Origin of the sequence: Streptomyces sp. Ru71, assembly GCF_002920535.1 — a bacterium.
Lineage (GTDB): Bacteria > Actinomycetota > Actinomycetes > Streptomycetales > Streptomycetaceae > Streptomyces.
This window is the reverse complement of the sequence record NZ_PQSS01000004.1, coordinates 107,228-121,535: the sequence shown is the minus strand read 5'-3', so window position 1 is coordinate 121,535 and position 14,308 is coordinate 107,228. Positions and strand designations below refer to the sequence as shown.

14 protein-coding genes are annotated in these 14,308 nt (G+C 72.4%); 7 read left to right on the top strand and 7 right to left on the bottom strand.

The genetic code is table 11. The features are described 5' to 3' along the window. Window positions 1-196 precede the first annotated feature (196 nt). Together scy and mce are read right to left on the bottom strand one after the other, a co-directional pair. Window positions 197-4,363, bottom strand: a complete 4,167-nt coding sequence (gene scy / locus C3489_RS04225; RefSeq protein ID WP_103780005.1) for a polarized growth protein Scy — start codon at window positions 4,361-4,363, stop codon at window positions 197-199. Window positions 4,364-4,574: 211 nt separating this feature from the next. Further along, the gene (gene mce, locus C3489_RS04220; protein WP_103780003.1) at window positions 4,575-5,015 is read right to left on the bottom strand and encodes a methylmalonyl-CoA epimerase; all 441 of its coding nucleotides are present in this window, start codon (window positions 5,013-5,015) and stop codon (window positions 4,575-4,577) included. Between the two features lie 149 nt (window positions 5,016-5,164). Between mce and C3489_RS04215 the strand changes: the two genes are divergently transcribed. Together C3489_RS04215 and meaB are read left to right on the top strand one after the other, a co-directional pair. After that, entirely contained in the window at window positions 5,165-6,364 is a 1,200-nt protein-coding gene (locus C3489_RS04215) for an acetyl-CoA C-acetyltransferase (protein WP_258054548.1), read from the top strand. 41 nt (window positions 6,365-6,405) lie between these two features. Further along, window positions 6,406-7,377, top strand: a complete 972-nt coding sequence (gene meaB / locus C3489_RS04210; RefSeq protein ID WP_103779999.1) for a methylmalonyl Co-A mutase-associated GTPase MeaB — start codon at window positions 6,406-6,408, stop codon at window positions 7,375-7,377. 101 nt (window positions 7,378-7,478) lie between these two features. Here meaB and C3489_RS04205 read toward each other — a convergent pair whose 3' ends face one another. The 4 genes from C3489_RS04205 to C3489_RS04190 form a co-directional block, all read right to left on the bottom strand. Beyond that, window positions 7,479-7,955, bottom strand: a complete 477-nt coding sequence (locus C3489_RS04205; RefSeq protein WP_103779997.1) for a MarR family winged helix-turn-helix transcriptional regulator — start codon at window positions 7,953-7,955, stop codon at window positions 7,479-7,481. A gap of 92 nt (window positions 7,956-8,047) precedes the next feature. Further along, window positions 8,048-8,845: an AIM24 family protein gene (locus C3489_RS04200; RefSeq protein ID WP_103779995.1), complete on the bottom strand. Its 798-nt coding sequence runs from the start codon at window positions 8,843-8,845 to the stop codon at window positions 8,048-8,050. Next, the gene (locus C3489_RS04195; protein WP_103779993.1) at window positions 8,842-9,492 is read right to left on the bottom strand and encodes an AIM24 family protein; all 651 of its coding nucleotides are present in this window, start codon (window positions 9,490-9,492) and stop codon (window positions 8,842-8,844) included. The genes C3489_RS04200 and C3489_RS04195 overlap by 4 nt, the downstream gene beginning before the upstream one ends. A gap of 1 nt (window position 9,493) precedes the next feature. Then, complete coding sequence (locus C3489_RS04190; RefSeq protein ID WP_103779991.1) at window positions 9,494-10,126, bottom strand: AIM24 family protein; 633 nt, start codon at window positions 10,124-10,126, stop codon at window positions 9,494-9,496. 161 nt (window positions 10,127-10,287) lie between these two features. Between C3489_RS04190 and C3489_RS04185 the strand changes: the two genes are divergently transcribed. Beyond that, window positions 10,288-10,632, top strand: a complete 345-nt coding sequence (locus tag C3489_RS04185) for a DUF3817 domain-containing protein (RefSeq protein ID WP_103779989.1) — start codon at window positions 10,288-10,290, stop codon at window positions 10,630-10,632. Continuing rightward, window positions 10,629-10,931, top strand: a complete 303-nt coding sequence (locus C3489_RS04180) for an MTH1187 family thiamine-binding protein (RefSeq protein WP_103779987.1) — start codon at window positions 10,629-10,631, stop codon at window positions 10,929-10,931. Before C3489_RS04185 ends, C3489_RS04180 begins: the two co-directional genes overlap by 4 nt. A gap of 12 nt (window positions 10,932-10,943) precedes the next feature. On the opposite strand, the gene C3489_RS04175 is transcribed toward C3489_RS04180, so the two are convergent. Next, window positions 10,944-11,930 carry a DUF5937 family protein gene (locus C3489_RS04175; RefSeq protein WP_103779985.1) on the bottom strand — a complete coding sequence of 329 codons (987 nt, stop codon included), beginning with the start codon at window positions 11,928-11,930 and terminating at the stop codon, window positions 10,944-10,946. 72 nt (window positions 11,931-12,002) lie between these two features. Here C3489_RS04175 and C3489_RS04170 point away from each other — a divergent pair, with 72 nt between their 5' ends. From C3489_RS04170 to C3489_RS04160, 3 genes are all read left to right on the top strand, one after another. Beyond that, on the top strand, window positions 12,003-13,322 hold the full coding sequence (locus tag C3489_RS04170; protein WP_107499730.1) for an MFS transporter: 1,320 nt from the start codon (window positions 12,003-12,005) through the stop codon (window positions 13,320-13,322). A gap of 11 nt (window positions 13,323-13,333) precedes the next feature. Further along, a complete protein-coding gene (locus tag C3489_RS04165) occupies window positions 13,334-13,843 on the top strand; it encodes a MarR family winged helix-turn-helix transcriptional regulator (protein WP_103779981.1) in 510 nt (169 codons plus the stop codon). A 68-nt stretch (window positions 13,844-13,911) separates the two neighbouring features. Next, the gene (locus C3489_RS04160; protein ID WP_103779979.1) at window positions 13,912-14,250 is read left to right on the top strand and encodes a DUF3817 domain-containing protein; all 339 of its coding nucleotides are present in this window, start codon (window positions 13,912-13,914) and stop codon (window positions 14,248-14,250) included. Window positions 14,251-14,308: the final 58 nt, after the last annotated feature.

The window sequence follows — 14,308 nt, the reverse complement described above, 5'->3', positions numbered from 1 at the left end:
TAGGGGTCAGAACGGCGTGTCATCGAGCGGATACGCGTTTGATCTGGAGAATGACACCCCTTTTGGGTGGCTGAACGGCGGACCACTTGCCAAGACATGGTCAAAGCCCCCGCTCAACCACCCGGAACACCGCCGCGTCACTTCCGCTTCCCCTCCGTGCCGTCGACCCAGGCTGCCCTCTCGGACCCCTCCGGCGCTAGCCGTCCGACGACTTGCCACCCGAACGAGGGGCGCCGACCGTCGCACCCGCCTTGACCGTGGAGTCCTTGCCGGACGCCGGGGCCTCGAAGGACTCCAGCGCCTCCAGCACGTCCTGGACGCGGGAGATCTCGGCGTTGATGTCCTCGCGGCGGCGCACCAGGATCTCCAGCTCGCGCTTGCCCTCCTCGACCGTGCGCCGCGCCTCGCGGACCGCCTCCGCCTTGAGCTCCTCGGCCTCCTTGACCAGGCGGGCCTTCTTCTGCTCGGCCTCCTTCAGCAGGCCCTCGGCCTTCTTCACGGCGGCGATACGGACCTTGCCCGCCTCGGAGTTGGCCTCCGAGACGATCTCCTTGGCCTTCGCCTCCGCCTTGGCCAGCTGCTCCTCGGCGGCCTTGATGAGCGCGTCGCAGCGGTCGCCGGTCGACTTCATGGTCTCGGCGGCCTCACGGCGGGCCCGCTCGTGCAGCTCCTCGATCTCGGAGGTGATGCGGTCGCGCAGCTCCTCCGCCCGCTCCCTTATCTGGGTGGCGTCCCGGCGCGCGCCCACCAGCAGCTCGTCGGCGTCCGTACGGGCCTTCTCCACCCGGGTGTTGCCCTCGATGGTCGCCTCGGAGACGATCCGGTCGGCCTCCTTGCGGGCCGCGCCGACCATCGTGTCCGCCTGCGCCTCGGCGTCCGCGGTCGTCTTCAGCGCCTGCTGCTGCGCCTCGGTGAGCAGCTTGTCCGCCTCGGCCGTGGTCTCCGTGATGAGCTTGTCGACCTGCTCGGCGGCCTCGCTGCGGCGCTTGTTGGCGTCCTTGCGGGCCGCGTCCAGGGTGCGCTCGGCCTCCTCGCGGGCGGCCGTCACCAGACGCTCGGCCTCCTTGGCCGCCTCCGCCTTGACCCGCTCGGCCTCGGTGCGGACGCGCTCGGCGTGCTGGCGGGCGCTGCCCACCGTCTCGGCGGCCTCGGCACGCAGCCGCTCCGCCTCCGCGGTGGCGTCCCCGACCAGCTTCTCCGCCTTGGCGACCGACTCGGCGCGGACCCGCTCCGCCTCGGCGGCCGCCTCGGCACGCAGCCGGTCCGCCTCCGTGACGGTCTCGGTGGTGAGGCGTTCGGCCTCGTTGCGGGCCTCGGAGATGAGGGTGTCGGCCTGGGCCGCGGCGTCCGAGCGGATGCGGTTGGCGTCCTCCCGGGCGTCCGCCCGGGTACGGGCGGCGGTCTGCTCGGCCTCGCTGCGGACCTCCGAGGCCTCCGTGCGCAGCCGCTCGGCCTCCTCGCGGCTCTCGGCGCGCAGCCGCTCGGCCTCCTGGAGCGCCTCGGTGCGGACGCGTTCGGCCTCCGCGACGGTCTCCGCGCGCAGCCGGTCCGTCTCGGTGATGGTCTCGGTGGTGAGGCGTTCGGCCTCGTTGCGGGCCTCGGTGATGAGCGTGTCGGCCTGCGTCGCGGCGTCCGAGCGGATGCGGTTGGCGTCCTCCCGGGCGTCCGCCCGCGTACGCGCCGCCTGCTGGTCGGCCTGCGCGATGGCGTCCGAGGCCTCCGTGCGCACCCGCTGGGCGTGCTCGGCGGCGTCCGAACGCACCCGCTCGGCCTCGGCCATGGCCTCCGCCATGGTGCGCTCGGCGAGCGCCTTGGCGGCCTGAGCCTCCTCGTTCGCCTCCCGGCGCAGCCGTGAGGCGTCCTCGCTCGCCCGCTCCCGCTCGGCGTAGGCGTCGGAACGGACCCGGTCCGCCTCCTCCTCGGCCTCCCGCCTGGTCCTCTCCGCCGCGTGCTCGGCGGCGCTGCGCAGGCCGGCGATCTCCTCCTGCGCCTGCTCGTGCAGCCCGGCCACGGAGTCCCGCACCTGCTGCGCGTGCTGCTCGGCGGCGGAGACCATCTCGGAGGCACGCCGGTCGGCTTCCTCCACCAGCCGGGTCGCCTCGGCCTGCGCCTCCTCCACCCGGGTGCGCGCCGCCGCCAGCAGGTCCTCGCTCTGCTCGCGGGCCCGCTCGCGCTCCTGGTCGGCCTCCTGGCGGGCGGAGCCGAGGAGTTCCTCGGCCTCCCGGCGGCGCCGGGCGGCCTCCTCCTGCGCCGCGGCCAGCGTCTCCGACGCCTCCGCCGCCAGCCGCTCCGCCGCGGCCTGCGCCTCGGCGCGCAGCCGGTCGGCGCTGTCCTGGGCCTCCGACTTCAGCCGCTCCGCCTCGGCGGCGGCCTCCGAGCGCAGCCGTACGGCGACGGCCTCGCCCTCCGCGCGGGAGGCGGAGGCGTCCGCGGCGGCCTCGTCACGCAGCCGCTCGGCCTCGGTCTCGGCCTGCTGCTGCAGCGTACGGATGCGTTCCGCGGACTCGGCGCGCAGCCGGTCGCTCTCCTCGGCGGCCTCCCGGCGGATGCGGGCGGCCTCCTCACGGGCGTCGCTCAGGGCCTGTTCGGCGGCGGCGAGCCGCGCCTCGGCCTCCGACTGCACCCGCGTCAGTTCCTCGGCGGCCTCGGCCTGCCGGGCGGCCATGGCCCGCTCGGTCTCCTCGCGCAGCTCGCGCGCGGCCCGCTCGGCGTCCGCCTTCAGCGCCTCCGCCTGCTCGCCGGCCTCCGCGCGCTGCCGTTCGGCCTCCGCGCGGGTGCGCTCCAGGGTCTCCTCGGCCTGCCGGCGCAGCGTGGTCGCCCGCTCGATGGCCTCGGTGCGCACCTTCTCGCTGTCCGCGGTGGCGGTCTGGCGCAGCTCGTCGGCGTCCGCCTTGGCCTTGGCCAGCAGCTCCTCGGCGGTCTTGGCCGCCTCGTCGATCTGCTGGACGGCCTCCCTGCGGGCCTCGGCCCGGATCTTCTCGCCCTCGGCGACCGCGTCGGCACGCAGCTGCTCGGCCTCGCCGCGCAGCCGGCGGGCCTCCTCCTGCAGCTCGACCGTCTTGGCGCGGTACTCCTCGGTGTCGTCCTTGGCGGCGCCCTTGAGCTGCTCGGCGATCTCGTGCGCCTCGGCGCGCAGCCGGTCCGCCTCGGCCTCGGCCTCCCGGCGGATCCGCTCGGCCTCCTCGGCGGCGGCCTTGGTGGTCTGCTTGGCGTCCTCGGACGCCTTGTTGAGCACGTCCTCGGCGGTCTTGGCCGCCTTGGACAGCTGGGAGGCAGACTCCTCCGCGGTGACGCTGCGGGCCTTCTCCACGGCCTCGGCGAGCGTCTTCTCCGCCTCGGCGCGGGCGTCGGCGAGCAGCTGCTCGGCCTCCGCCTTGGTGGTCTCGGCCTCCTTGGTGGCCTCGCCGACCAGCCGGGCGACCTGCTCCTTGGCGGTGCGCGTACGGGTCTCGTTGGCGGCCTCGGCGCTCGCCAGCGCCTTGGCGGCGGCCTCCTTGGCCTCGGTGAGCAGCTTCTCCGCCTCGGCGCGGGCCTCGCGCAGCGCCGCGTCGGCCTCCGCCATGCGGGCTTCCGCGCTGCGGCTCAGCTCCTGCGCCTGACGGCGCGCGGCCTCCGACTCGCTCGCGGTGGAGGTGCGCAGCTGCTCGGCGTGGTCGGTGGCCTCCTGGGCCTGCGTGGAGGCGGCGTTGAGCAGCCGCTCGGCGTCCGCGCGGGCGCGGCGCAGGATCTGCTCGGCCTCGGCGCGGGCGGTCTCCGCCTCGCTGGTGAGCCGCTGGCGGGCCTCGGCGGTCAGCCGCTCGGCCTCGGCGCGCGCGGCGGCCAGGGCCTGCTCGGCCTCCGCGCGGGACTCCTCCATGAGCCGGCGGGCCTGCGCCTCGGTGCGGGCGCGCAGCTGCTCGGCCCAGGCGACGTTCTCGTTGACGTGCGACTCGACCGTCGCCCGGCGTTCGGCCAGCTCCTGGTCCAGCTGCTGGCGGCGGGTCACCGCCTCCTGGTGCAGCTCGGCCTGGAGCCGCGCGGCCTGCTCGGCGTGCTCCTGGAGGATGCGCTGGGTCTGGGCGCGGGCCTGGCTCAGCTCGCGTTCGGCGTCGGCGCGGATCTGGTCGGCCTGCATCTGCGCCTGGCGCAGCAACTGCTCGGCCTGGTAGCCGATGTCGCCGCCGTCGAAGGCGGGCCGGGACATGATGGTGCGACGCGCCTCGTGCAGCTTGGCGCGCAGCACCTCGACCTGGTAGCCGAGGTCCTCGGCGTGCTGGATCGCCTTTTCCCGCTCGGTCTTCAGCCGCTTCATCTCGGCTTCGAACCGAGTGAGGTGGTCGACGTCAGCCGCCGGCTCCCGCTCCTGGCTCTCGTAGCCCCGCACTGCGCGGTCCCATCCGTCCCCTGGTCGCAAGTCTCTCCAACGAGCTCCGTCCATCCGCCGAACGGGGCCCCCGGGGAATGGTGTCAGATCAACGGCGGAGCATGGGCTGCTGCCCCGTCGCCCGTCCCCCTAAACCGGACCCCGGACATGCGGTACGCCGCTGGGTTGGGCGGCGACCGCACCCAACCCTACCGGCCCTTATGTACGAGGGTCAGTGCTCGTCCGACTCAACGGGGGCGGAAGTGACCAGTTCTGTCAGGACGCCATGGCAGTCCTTGGGGTGCAGGAAGGTGATCCTGGAGCCCATGGAACCGCGCCGGGGCTCGTCGTACAGGACGCGGACGCCCTTGCCGCGGATCTCCTCGGAGTCGGCGTCCACGTTTGCAGTGCCGAAGGCGATGTGGTGCACGCCCTCGCCGTTCTTGGCGAGCCACTTCGCGACCGTGGAGTCCTCGCGGGTGGGCTCCAGCAGCTGGAGGTAGGAGGCGCCGCCGTCGGACGTCTCGTTGATCTTGAGCATGGCCTCGCGCACGCCCTGCTCCTCGTTGACCTCGGTGTGGAACACCTCGAAGCCGTACGTCGCCTTGTAGAACTCGACGGTGGCGTCGAGGTCGTGGCAGGCGATCCCGATGTGGTCGATTCGCGTCAGCATGCTGTTAGTGGAGCGCTCGGCGAGTGGTTACGCAACGTGCGCGCGATCACACCGACGGGCCGGTGACGGCACGGAGTGCCACTCAGTACATTCGAAGTAAACCCTCGTTCACTCCTCGGCCGTGCGGGCCGGTAAGGGGATCGCAGCTCATGGCAACTGCAACGAACAGCTCGGTGATCGTCGCGGGCGCGCGGACGCCCATGGGGCGACTGCTGGGCTCACTGAAGTCCTTCTCCGGAGCCGACCTCGGCGGCTTCGCGATCAAGGCCGCCCTCGACCGTGCGGGGATCGGCGGCGACCAGGTGCAGTACGTGATCATGGGCCAGGTGCTCCAGGCCGGCGCGGGCCAGATCCCGGCGCGTCAGGCGGCCGTCAAGGCGGGCATCCCCATGAACGTCCCGGCGCTCACCATCAACAAGGTCTGCCTCTCCGGCCTCGACGCCATCGCCCTCGCGGACCAGCTGATCCGCGCCGGCGAGTTCGACATCGTCGTGGCCGGCGGTCAGGAGTCCATGACCAACGCCCCCCACCTGCTGCCGAAGTCCCGGGACGGCTTCAAGTACGGCGCGGTGCAGATGCTGGACGCGATGGCCTACGACGGCCTGACCGACCCGTGGGAGAACATCCCCATGGGCGAGTCCACCGAGAAGCACAACACCCGTCTCGGCATCGGCCGCGCCGAGCAGGACGAGATCGCCGCCCTGTCCCACCAGCGGGCGGCGGCCGCGCAGAAGAACGGCATCTTCGAGGCGGAGATCACCCCGGTGGAGATCCCGCAGCGCAAGGGCGACCCGGTCCTGTTCAGCAAGGACGAGGGCATCCGCGGCGACACCACCGCGGAGTCGCTGGGCAAGCTGCGTCCGGCGTTCACCAAGGACGGCACCATCACGGCCGGCACCTCCTCGCAGATCTCCGACGGCGCGGCGGCCGTGGTCGTGATGAGCAAGGCCAAGGCCCAGGAGCTGGGCCTGGACTGGATCGCCGAGATCGGCGCCCACGGCAATGTGGCGGGCCCGGACACCTCGTTGCAGTCGCAGCCGTCGAACGCGATCCTGCACGCCCTGAAGAAGGAGGGCCTGGAGGTCTCCGACCTCGACCTGATCGAGATCAACGAGGCCTTCGCGGCGGTCGCCGTGCAGTCAATGAAGGACCTCGGGGTGTCCACGGAAAAGGTGAACGTCAACGGCGGCGCCATCGCCCTGGGCCACCCCATCGGCATGTCCGGTGCCCGGCTCGTCCTGCACCTGGCGCTGGAGCTCAAGCGCCGGGGCGGCGGGGTCGGCGCGGCCGCGCTGTGCGGCGGCGGCGGCCAGGGTGACGCACTGATCGTGCGGGTACCCAAGGCCTGAGTCTCGTTTCCTCGTACGACCCTGATGTGAACGGAGCAGTGATGCAGGACGTCTCCTCGCTGGTGGCCCAGGCCAGGGAAGGCCGGCCGCGTGCCGTGGCCCGGCTGATCTCCCTGGTGGAGGGGGCGTCCCCGCAGCTGAGGGAGGTCATGGCGGCGCTGGCCCCGCTGACCGGCAACGCCTACGTCGTCGGCCTGACGGGTTCCCCCGGCGTCGGCAAGTCCACCTCCACCTCCGCGCTGGTCACGGCGTACCGCAAGCAGGGCAAGCGGGTCGGCGTCCTGGCCGTCGACCCGTCGTCCCCCTTCTCGGGCGGCGCCCTGCTCGGCGACCGGGTGCGGATGTCGGAGCACGCCTCCGACCCCGGGGTCTACATCCGCTCCATGGCGACCCGCGGCCACCTGGGCGGCCTCGCCTGGGCCGCCCCGCAGGCGATCCGCGTGCTGGACGCGGCGGGCTGCGACGTGATCCTGGTGGAGACCGTCGGCGTCGGCCAGTCCGAGGTCGAGATCGCCTCCCAGGCGGACACGAGCGTCGTGCTGCTCGCGCCGGGCATGGGCGACGGCATCCAGGCGGCGAAGGCCGGAATCCTGGAGATCGGTGACGTCTACGTCGTCAACAAGGCCGACCGCGACGGCGCCGACGCCACCGCCCGCGAGCTGAACCACATGCTGGGGCTCGGCGAGGCCCGCGCCGCCGGCGACTGGCGCCCGCCGATCGTCAAGACGGTCGCGGCGCGTGCCGAGGGCGTCGACGAGGTCGTGGAGGCGCTGGAGAAGCACCGCGCGTGGATGGAGGAGCGCGGGGTTCTCGCCGAGCGCCGCCTGGCGCGCGCGGCGCGCGAGGTCGAGACCATCGCGGTCACGGCTTTGCGGGAGCGTATCGGCGATCTGCACGGGGATCGGCATCTGCCGACGCTGGCCGAGCGGATCGTCGCCGGCGAGCTGGACCCCTACCGGGCGGCGGACGAGCTGGTCGCCGGGCTCACCGAGGGGGCGACGCCGTCGGTCTGACGGCCGTCCCCCGGCTGCGGACGCGTCGTGGCTGGTCGCGCAGTTCCCCGCGCCCCTCACGGGGCGCCGAGGGAACCGGCGCGACCAGCCAATCGCGTTTCTCAGGGGCGGCCGCGTTGGGTGCGCAGGTGGTCTGCGATCGGCCTCAGCGCCTTGTCGAGCTCGGTGAGGGCCTCCGGGGACAGGAGGTCGATGAAGTGGCGGCGCACGGAGTCCACGTGGTGGGGTGCGACCTTCTTCATCGTCTCCATGCCGTGCTCGGTGAGCACGGCGTACAGTCCGCGCCGGTCGGACTCGCAGTTCTCCCGGCGCACGAGGTCCGCGTTCTCCATGCGCGTGATCTGGTGGGAGAGCCGGCTCTTGGACTGCAGCGTGGCGGAGGCGAGGTCACTCATCCGCATCCGCTGGTCCTCCGACTCGGAGAGGTTCACCAGGATCTCGTAGTCGTTCATTGTCAGGCCGAACGGCTGCAGATCCTTTTCGAGCTGGTACGTCAGCAGCCTGTTGACGTCCAGATGAGTACGCCAGGCACACTGCTCCGCATCCGTCAGCCACCGGGTGGCCGTCTCGGTCTCCATGAATGAAGTCTACCTAAGAAGTTGAAAGGCGAACTACTGAGGGTGGTGTGACAGTGCGCACGCGTTCGACGTCACACTCCGCAGACTACCGCTCACAGCCCGAAGCGACGCTGGAGGTCGCCCAGCTGTCCGGGAAGGCGCGGTACCCCCGACTGCCCTCCGGCCGGACCGTGCGCCCCGCCGGCACCGGGTACCCCCGGCTGTGCGGGAGGTGCCCCCGACGGCTGTTCCGCCATGAGTGTCTCCGTCGACTGGAGCAGGACCGTGCCCGCCCCCACGAACTCGAACTGATGCTCCTCTCCGGACACCCCGCCCAGGCCCGTCATCGCACGTAGACCGCCCAGTACACCCGTCAGGTACCCGTGGTCGTAGTGATGGCACGGGGACGGGCAGTCGGCCCAGCCGACGAGCGCCTGGGGGTCCACCCGGAGCGGGGGTTCCATGAACACCACCGGACCGTTAGATGCGGCCACGAACTTCCCGGTTCCGATCAGGGTCAGAAAGCCCGGCACGATCGACTGCTTGAGCGACAGACTTGGCTGAAAAGCAAGCAGATTGCCCGAGCGAACGGTCAGATTGCCGTCATCCAAGTCATACGAATTGACATCGAAGGCCCGGTCGGCGAGCAGCATCTTGCCCGAGCCCTCGGCCACCACCCAGTCGCTCGCGTGCAGAGGCGAATGGAACGCCGTGCGGACCAGACGGTCCAGCCGGCCGTGCCCGATGCCGTTGAACTCGATCGCCCCGTAGTAGGCGATCATCTTCCCCTTCTGCAGGAACCACTGGCTGCCCTTGAGCTCCACGCAGAAGGTGTACGCGTTGACGTTGTCGTCGGCGGGCAGGGTCGCCGGGTCGTGCACGACCGGCCCGGCGCCGTAGGGGGTGCTCACAGCTTCTCCTCCGAGGCCTGGACGTAGACCGCACCGCTGCCGCTGAGCTCCAGCTGGAACGCCTCGCCGGAGCCGCGGCCCACCATGTCCCGCCAGCCGAGGGCGGTGGACAGCTTGTTGCGCACGTCGCCGTGGTGGGCGACATAGGCCTGCGGGTCGACGTGCACCGGCCGCTGCGGGGTGATCGGGATCTCGAAGACCCCGCCGTGCGCCATCACGGCGACCGCGCCGTGGCCCTTGAGGGTCGTGGTGAACAGCCCCTGCCCGCTGACCTGGCCCCGGACCATGCCCATCACGCCGCCCTGCGCGCCCAGGAACACGGTGCCCTGCGTCAGGGTGCCCTCGAAGGCGAGCAGCCGGTCGGACTCGACGTACAGCGTGTCGCCGGTGAGGTGGAGGACCTGGACGTGGTGGCCGCCGTGCCCGAACAGCACCGTGCCGCTGCCCTCGACGGTCATCAGCGGCGTCGCCTCGTTCGCGATCCGCCGCCCGATCATCGACATGAGCCCGCCCTGGCCGCCCTGGACGTTCGGGGTGAAGGACACCTCGCCCCGGTAGGCCAGCATCGCCCCGCGCTGGCTGTACAGCCGCTGCCCCGGTGCCACCGTGGCCTCGACCATCTTGGAGTTGATCTCACGGAAGGCCATCTCAGACGTCCCCCGCGATCGTGTTGCGCTCGCTCGGCTGCACGTACACCAGCCCGTCCCCCTCGAACCGGATCTGGAAGGCCTCGCCGCCGCCCTCGCCCATGAGCGTGCGGAACGTCACACCCGACTGGAAGGACTGCCGCAGATTCCCCTGGTGGGCGATGTACGCGCCCGGGTCCACGCTCAGCGGGTACTGCGGCGACACCCGCAGCACCACCGCCGGCCCGTCCGAGGTGATCGCCGCCTGGCCGTGCCCCTCCACCGTCGTCGTGAACAGCCCGTTGCCCTGCGAGGCCCCGCGCAGCCCGGTGAACGTCGTGCCCGTGCGCAGAGCGGCGTCGGTCGCGAGCAGATTGCTCGACTCGACGTACAGCTTGTCCCCCTGGAGGGTCACCAGATTGATCTCCGCCGCGCGGTCCGCGAACCAGCAGGTCCCCTGCCCCCTCACCTCCATCACCGTCATCTGCTCCCCGGTGAGCCGCCGGGTCACCATCCCCCGCAGACCCTCACCGCCCCCGGACAGCTTCTTGAAGGCCATCTGCCCGTCGTACGCGACCATCGAGCCGTTCTTCGCCTTCACGGCGTCCCCGGTCATGTCGACGGCGAGCACCTTGCTGCCTTGCAGTCGGAACATCGCCACGCGCAGAAAGTAGCCGTGCGGTGGTGGGAGAGGACAGGGCCCGTGGGTGGAGAACGACCCTGAGCGGACCCCTACGGGCGGGGTTTGCCACAATGGGTGAACGCTTGTGCGTCCGTTCACAAACGGCAGCCGTACCCCCCGACCGAAGGTGACCCGTGGACATCAAGACCGCCACCGCCCTCCGCCGCCTCCGCCTGGTCTCCGCACCCGAGGCCGTGTCCTTCCTGATCCTGCTCGTCTGCTCGGTGCTGAAGCGGACCACGGACTTCGACGCGGTGCCCGTGATGGGCATGGTCCACGGCGTTCTCTTCGTGCTCTACGTGATCTTCTGGGCGGACGCCTGGAACCGCGCCAAGTGGCCGCTGAAGACCGCCGCCCTCTACTTCGTGCTGTCGGTCCTGCCCACCGGTGGCTTCTTCGCCGAGCGCAAGCTGCGCCGCGAGGCCGAGGACGCCGTCATCGCCGCCCGGGCCCGCAAGGAAGGAATGGTGGGAGCATGATCGTCGCCTTCTCCGTGACGCCCCTCGGCGTCGGCGAGGACGTGGGGGAGTACGTCGCCGACGCCGTCCGTGTGGTCCGCGAGTCCGGGCTGCCCAACCGCACCGACGCGATGTTCACCTCGATCGAGGGTGAGTCGTGGGACGAGGTCATGGACGTCGTCAAGCGGGCCGTCGCCGCCGTCGAGGCGCGCGCTCCTCGGGTGTCCCTGGTCCTCAAGGCCGACATCCGGCCCGGTGTGACCGACGGCCTCACCTCCAAGGTGGAGACGGTCGAGCGGCACCTGGCGGCCGAGCAGTAGCCGACCAGACCCTCAGTCCCCGCCCGCCGCCAGCGCCATCCCCAGCGGGGTCCGCTCGTACAGCACCTGGTGGCCGTAGCGGCGGGCCGTGAGCAGGCCGGCCTCGCGCAGTGCCGTCAGATGGGCGGAGACCGAGGACGGGGCCAGGCCGAGGCGGTGGGCGAGGGCGGTGGTGCTCGCCGGGTCCGCCAGGGCCGTCAGAACGGCGGCCCGGCCGCGGCCCAGCAGCCGCACCAGCGAGTCGGGGGCACGGTCGGCAGGCTCGGCCCACAGTCCCGCGATGCCCCGCGCCGGGTAGACCAGCGTCGGCTGCCACGGCGGCTCGAAGGTGCTGACCACGTCCGGCCAGATGAACACGCTCGGCATGAGCACCAGGCCCTGCCCGCCGAGATGCCGCTCGTGCTCGCCCCGGTACTCCACCGTGAGCGTCCCGGCGTGCCAGCCGAAGCCCCGGTTGATCTCCGGCAGCAGCCCGCCCAGGCCGACCTCGGCCAGCCGCCGGGAGTGGAAGGCGATGTCGGCCTCCAGCAGCGCGCGCAGCCGGGGCCAGTCCGGCGCCACCAGGGTGTGCCAGACCTCCTCCAGCGCGTCCGCCAGCTCCGAGATCATCAGTTCCGGGTCCGCGAGCCAGGCCCGGCCCCGCGCCGACTCCAGCGCGCCCGGGGTGTCGGCGAGGGAGCGGGCCGTGTCGGCGCGGGCGGCCTCCGGATCGGCGGCGCGCACCGCGGCGATCTCCTCCTCGAACGTCGCCGCGGGGCCCGTGGGCGGCGGGCACAGCCAGTCGGGGGAGTGGCCGCGCCACGGCATCAGCAGCCACAGCGCGCCCAGGTCCAGCCGGCCGGCCGCCTCGCGGGTCCTGCGCAGCCAGGGCGCGTGATAGCCGTGCCGCTCGGTCCGCTTGAGCGTGCGGACGACCTCCTGGGTCTCCCACAGCGGCGACAGGGCGAAGCGGCAGCGCAGGAAGTCACCCTCCGCGAAGTGCAGTCGCGACGGCGACACGGACGCCTCCGGAAGATTCGGCCAGAGCCGAAAGTCTAGGCCGGTGCGGGCCTGCCGGGCAGCCTTCTGCCCATGCCCGAACCGACCGGCCCCCACCCGGGCCCCACGCCCACAGCCACGCCCCCGCCCGCGCTCCGGGTGGGGGTGGGGGCCGTCGGTTACCGGGGGCTCTTTGCGGTGCGTGAGTTCCGGGCCGTCTTCGCCGCGCACGCGTTCTCGTTGCTGGGGCTGGTCGTCGCGGAGATCTCGTTGTCCGTGTTGGTATTCGACAGGACCGGGTCGCCGCTGCTCAGTGCGCTCACCTTCGCGCTCGGGTTTCTGCCCAACCTGGTCGGTGGGACGCTGCTCGCCGGGCTCGCCGACCGGTACCCCGCCCGGCGGGTGCTCGTGGTGTGTGATCTGGTGTGCGCGGGGTGCGTGGTGCCGATGGCCGCCCCGGGTACCGGGATCGCCGTGCTGCTCGCGTTGCGCTGCTGCCTCGCCGTCGTCGCGCCGGTCTTCCAGGGCACCCGGATGGCGACCCTCGCCGACATCCTCGGCGACGGCGACCTGTTCGTGCTCGGCCGCTCCCTGCTGCGGATCGTCTCGCAGGGCGCGCTGCTCACCGGGTTCGGCCTCGGCGGCGTGCTGCTCACCGCCGTATCGCCGCGGCACGCCCTGCTGATCACCGTCGGGACCTTCCTCGCCTCCGCCGCGCTGCTGCGGCTCGGCACCCGGCGGCGGCCCGCCCGGGCGCGGGACGGCGGGGCCCTCGTCGCCGACTCGCTGCGCGGGGCGCGGCAGGTGCTCGCGCACCGCCGGGTCAGGGCCCTGCTGCTCCTGTTCTGGATCCCGCCGCTGTTCGCCGTCGTGCCGGAGGCGCTGGCCGCGCCGTACGCCGCCGAGCTGGGCGTCGGCTCAGGCGGGCTGGGCCTGCTGATGTGCGCGCTGCCGGTCGGCACGATCGCCGGCGAGGTGCTGGCCGGCTCCCGGCTGCGTCCGGCCGCCCGCGAGCGGATCGCGCTGCCGCTGGTCTGCCTGAGCCTGCTGCCCTACGCCGGGTACGCGCTGCACCCGGGGCCGGCGGCGTCGCTCGCGCTGCTCGTCGTCTCCGGGGCCGGTGCCGCCTACACCCTGGGCCTGGACCAGTGGCTGGTCCGGGACGTGCCCGAGGAGCTGCGCGGGCGGGCGATGACCCTGCTCACCGCGGGCCTGATGACGACCCAGGGCGTGGGCATGGCGCTGGCCGGCGCGGTGGCCGAGTTCGCCGGGGTGACCGCGACCGTCGCGGGCGCCGGGGTGGCGGGCAGCGCGGTCTGCGCGCTGCTGGCGGCCGGGGCCCGGCGGACGCGGAGGCGGGCGGCGGCGACCGAAACGCGAGACGGGGCTGACCGGCATATGACCGACCGGTAGGGTCTGATGACGTGCCGAAGCCTCTGAGCCTCCCGTTCGACCCCATCGCCCGCGCAGACGAGCTGTGGAAGCAGCGCTGGGGCAATGTCCCGGCCATGGGTGCGATCACGTCGATCATGCGTGCGCACCAGATCCTGCTCGCCGAGGTGGACGCGGTGGTCAAGCCGTACGGGCTGACGTTCGCGCGGTACGAGGCGCTGGTGCTGCTCACCTTCTCCAAGGAGGGCGAGCTGCCGATGTCCAAGATCGGCGAGCGCCTCATGGTGCACCCCACCTCCGTGACGAACACCGTGGACCGCCTGGTCAGGTCCGGTCTGGTGGCCAAGCGGCCCAACCCCAACGACGGCCGCGGCACCCTGGCCTCCATCACCGCCAAGGGCCGCGAGGTCGTCGAGGCCGCCACCCGCGACCTGATGGCGATGGACTTCGGCCTCGGGGTGTACGACGCCGAGGAGTGCGGGGAGATCTTCGCGCTGCTGCGCCCGCTGCGCATCGCCGCCAAGGACTTCGAGGAGCAGTGACCCGGGAGTGACCCGGTCCACGTGACCCCGGGCAAGATCTCCCGGAACGGGCGGTTACGCTCGAAGCCATGAAGAAGAGCGTGCTGACCCGCTACCGCGTCATGGCCTACGTGACGGGCGTGCTGCTGGTCCTGCTGACCCTGGGCTGCGTCGCCAAGTACGGCATCGACATGGACGGGGCGGACAGCTTCGTCAAGGTCGTCGGTATCGCGCACGGCTGGCTGTACGTCCTGTACCTGGTCTTCGCCTTCGACCTCGGTTCCAAGGCGAAGTGGCCGGTCGGCAAGCAGCTGTGGGTGCTGCTCGCGGGCACCATCCCGACGGCCGCCTTCTTCGTCGAGCGCAGGATCAGCCGCGAGCTGGAGGCCGCGGCCGGCGACCCGGCCCCCGTGGCCGCCAAGGCCTGACCGCGCCGGTCCTGCGGGCCCCGGACCCCACCGCCGTACACCTGTACGGCGGTCAGCC

Excerpts from the sequence above, each read along its gene's own strand:
- mce (WP_103780003.1), bottom strand. The coding sequence starts at position 5,015 with ATGCTGACGCGAATCGACCACATCGGGATCGCCTGCCACGACCTCGAC.
- C3489_RS04215 (WP_258054548.1), top strand. The coding sequence starts at position 5,165 with ATGGCAACTGCAACGAACAGCTCGGTGATCGTCGCGGGCGCGCGGACG.
- meaB (WP_103779999.1), top strand. The coding sequence starts at position 6,406 with ATGCAGGACGTCTCCTCGCTGGTGGCCCAGGCCAGGGAAGGCCGGCCG.
- C3489_RS04205 (WP_103779997.1), bottom strand. The coding sequence starts at position 7,955 with ATGGAGACCGAGACGGCCACCCGGTGGCTGACGGATGCGGAGCAGTGT.
- C3489_RS04195 (WP_103779993.1), bottom strand. The coding sequence starts at position 9,492 with ATGGCCTTCCGTGAGATCAACTCCAAGATGGTCGAGGCCACGGTGGCA.
- C3489_RS04190 (WP_103779991.1), bottom strand. The coding sequence starts at position 10,126 with ATGTTCCGACTGCAAGGCAGCAAGGTGCTCGCCGTCGACATGACCGGG.
- C3489_RS04180 (WP_103779987.1), top strand. The coding sequence starts at position 10,629 with ATGATCGTCGCCTTCTCCGTGACGCCCCTCGGCGTCGGCGAGGACGTG.
- C3489_RS04170 (WP_107499730.1), top strand. The coding sequence starts at position 12,003 with ATGCCCGAACCGACCGGCCCCCACCCGGGCCCCACGCCCACAGCCACG.
- C3489_RS04160 (WP_103779979.1), top strand. The coding sequence starts at position 13,912 with ATGAAGAAGAGCGTGCTGACCCGCTACCGCGTCATGGCCTACGTGACG.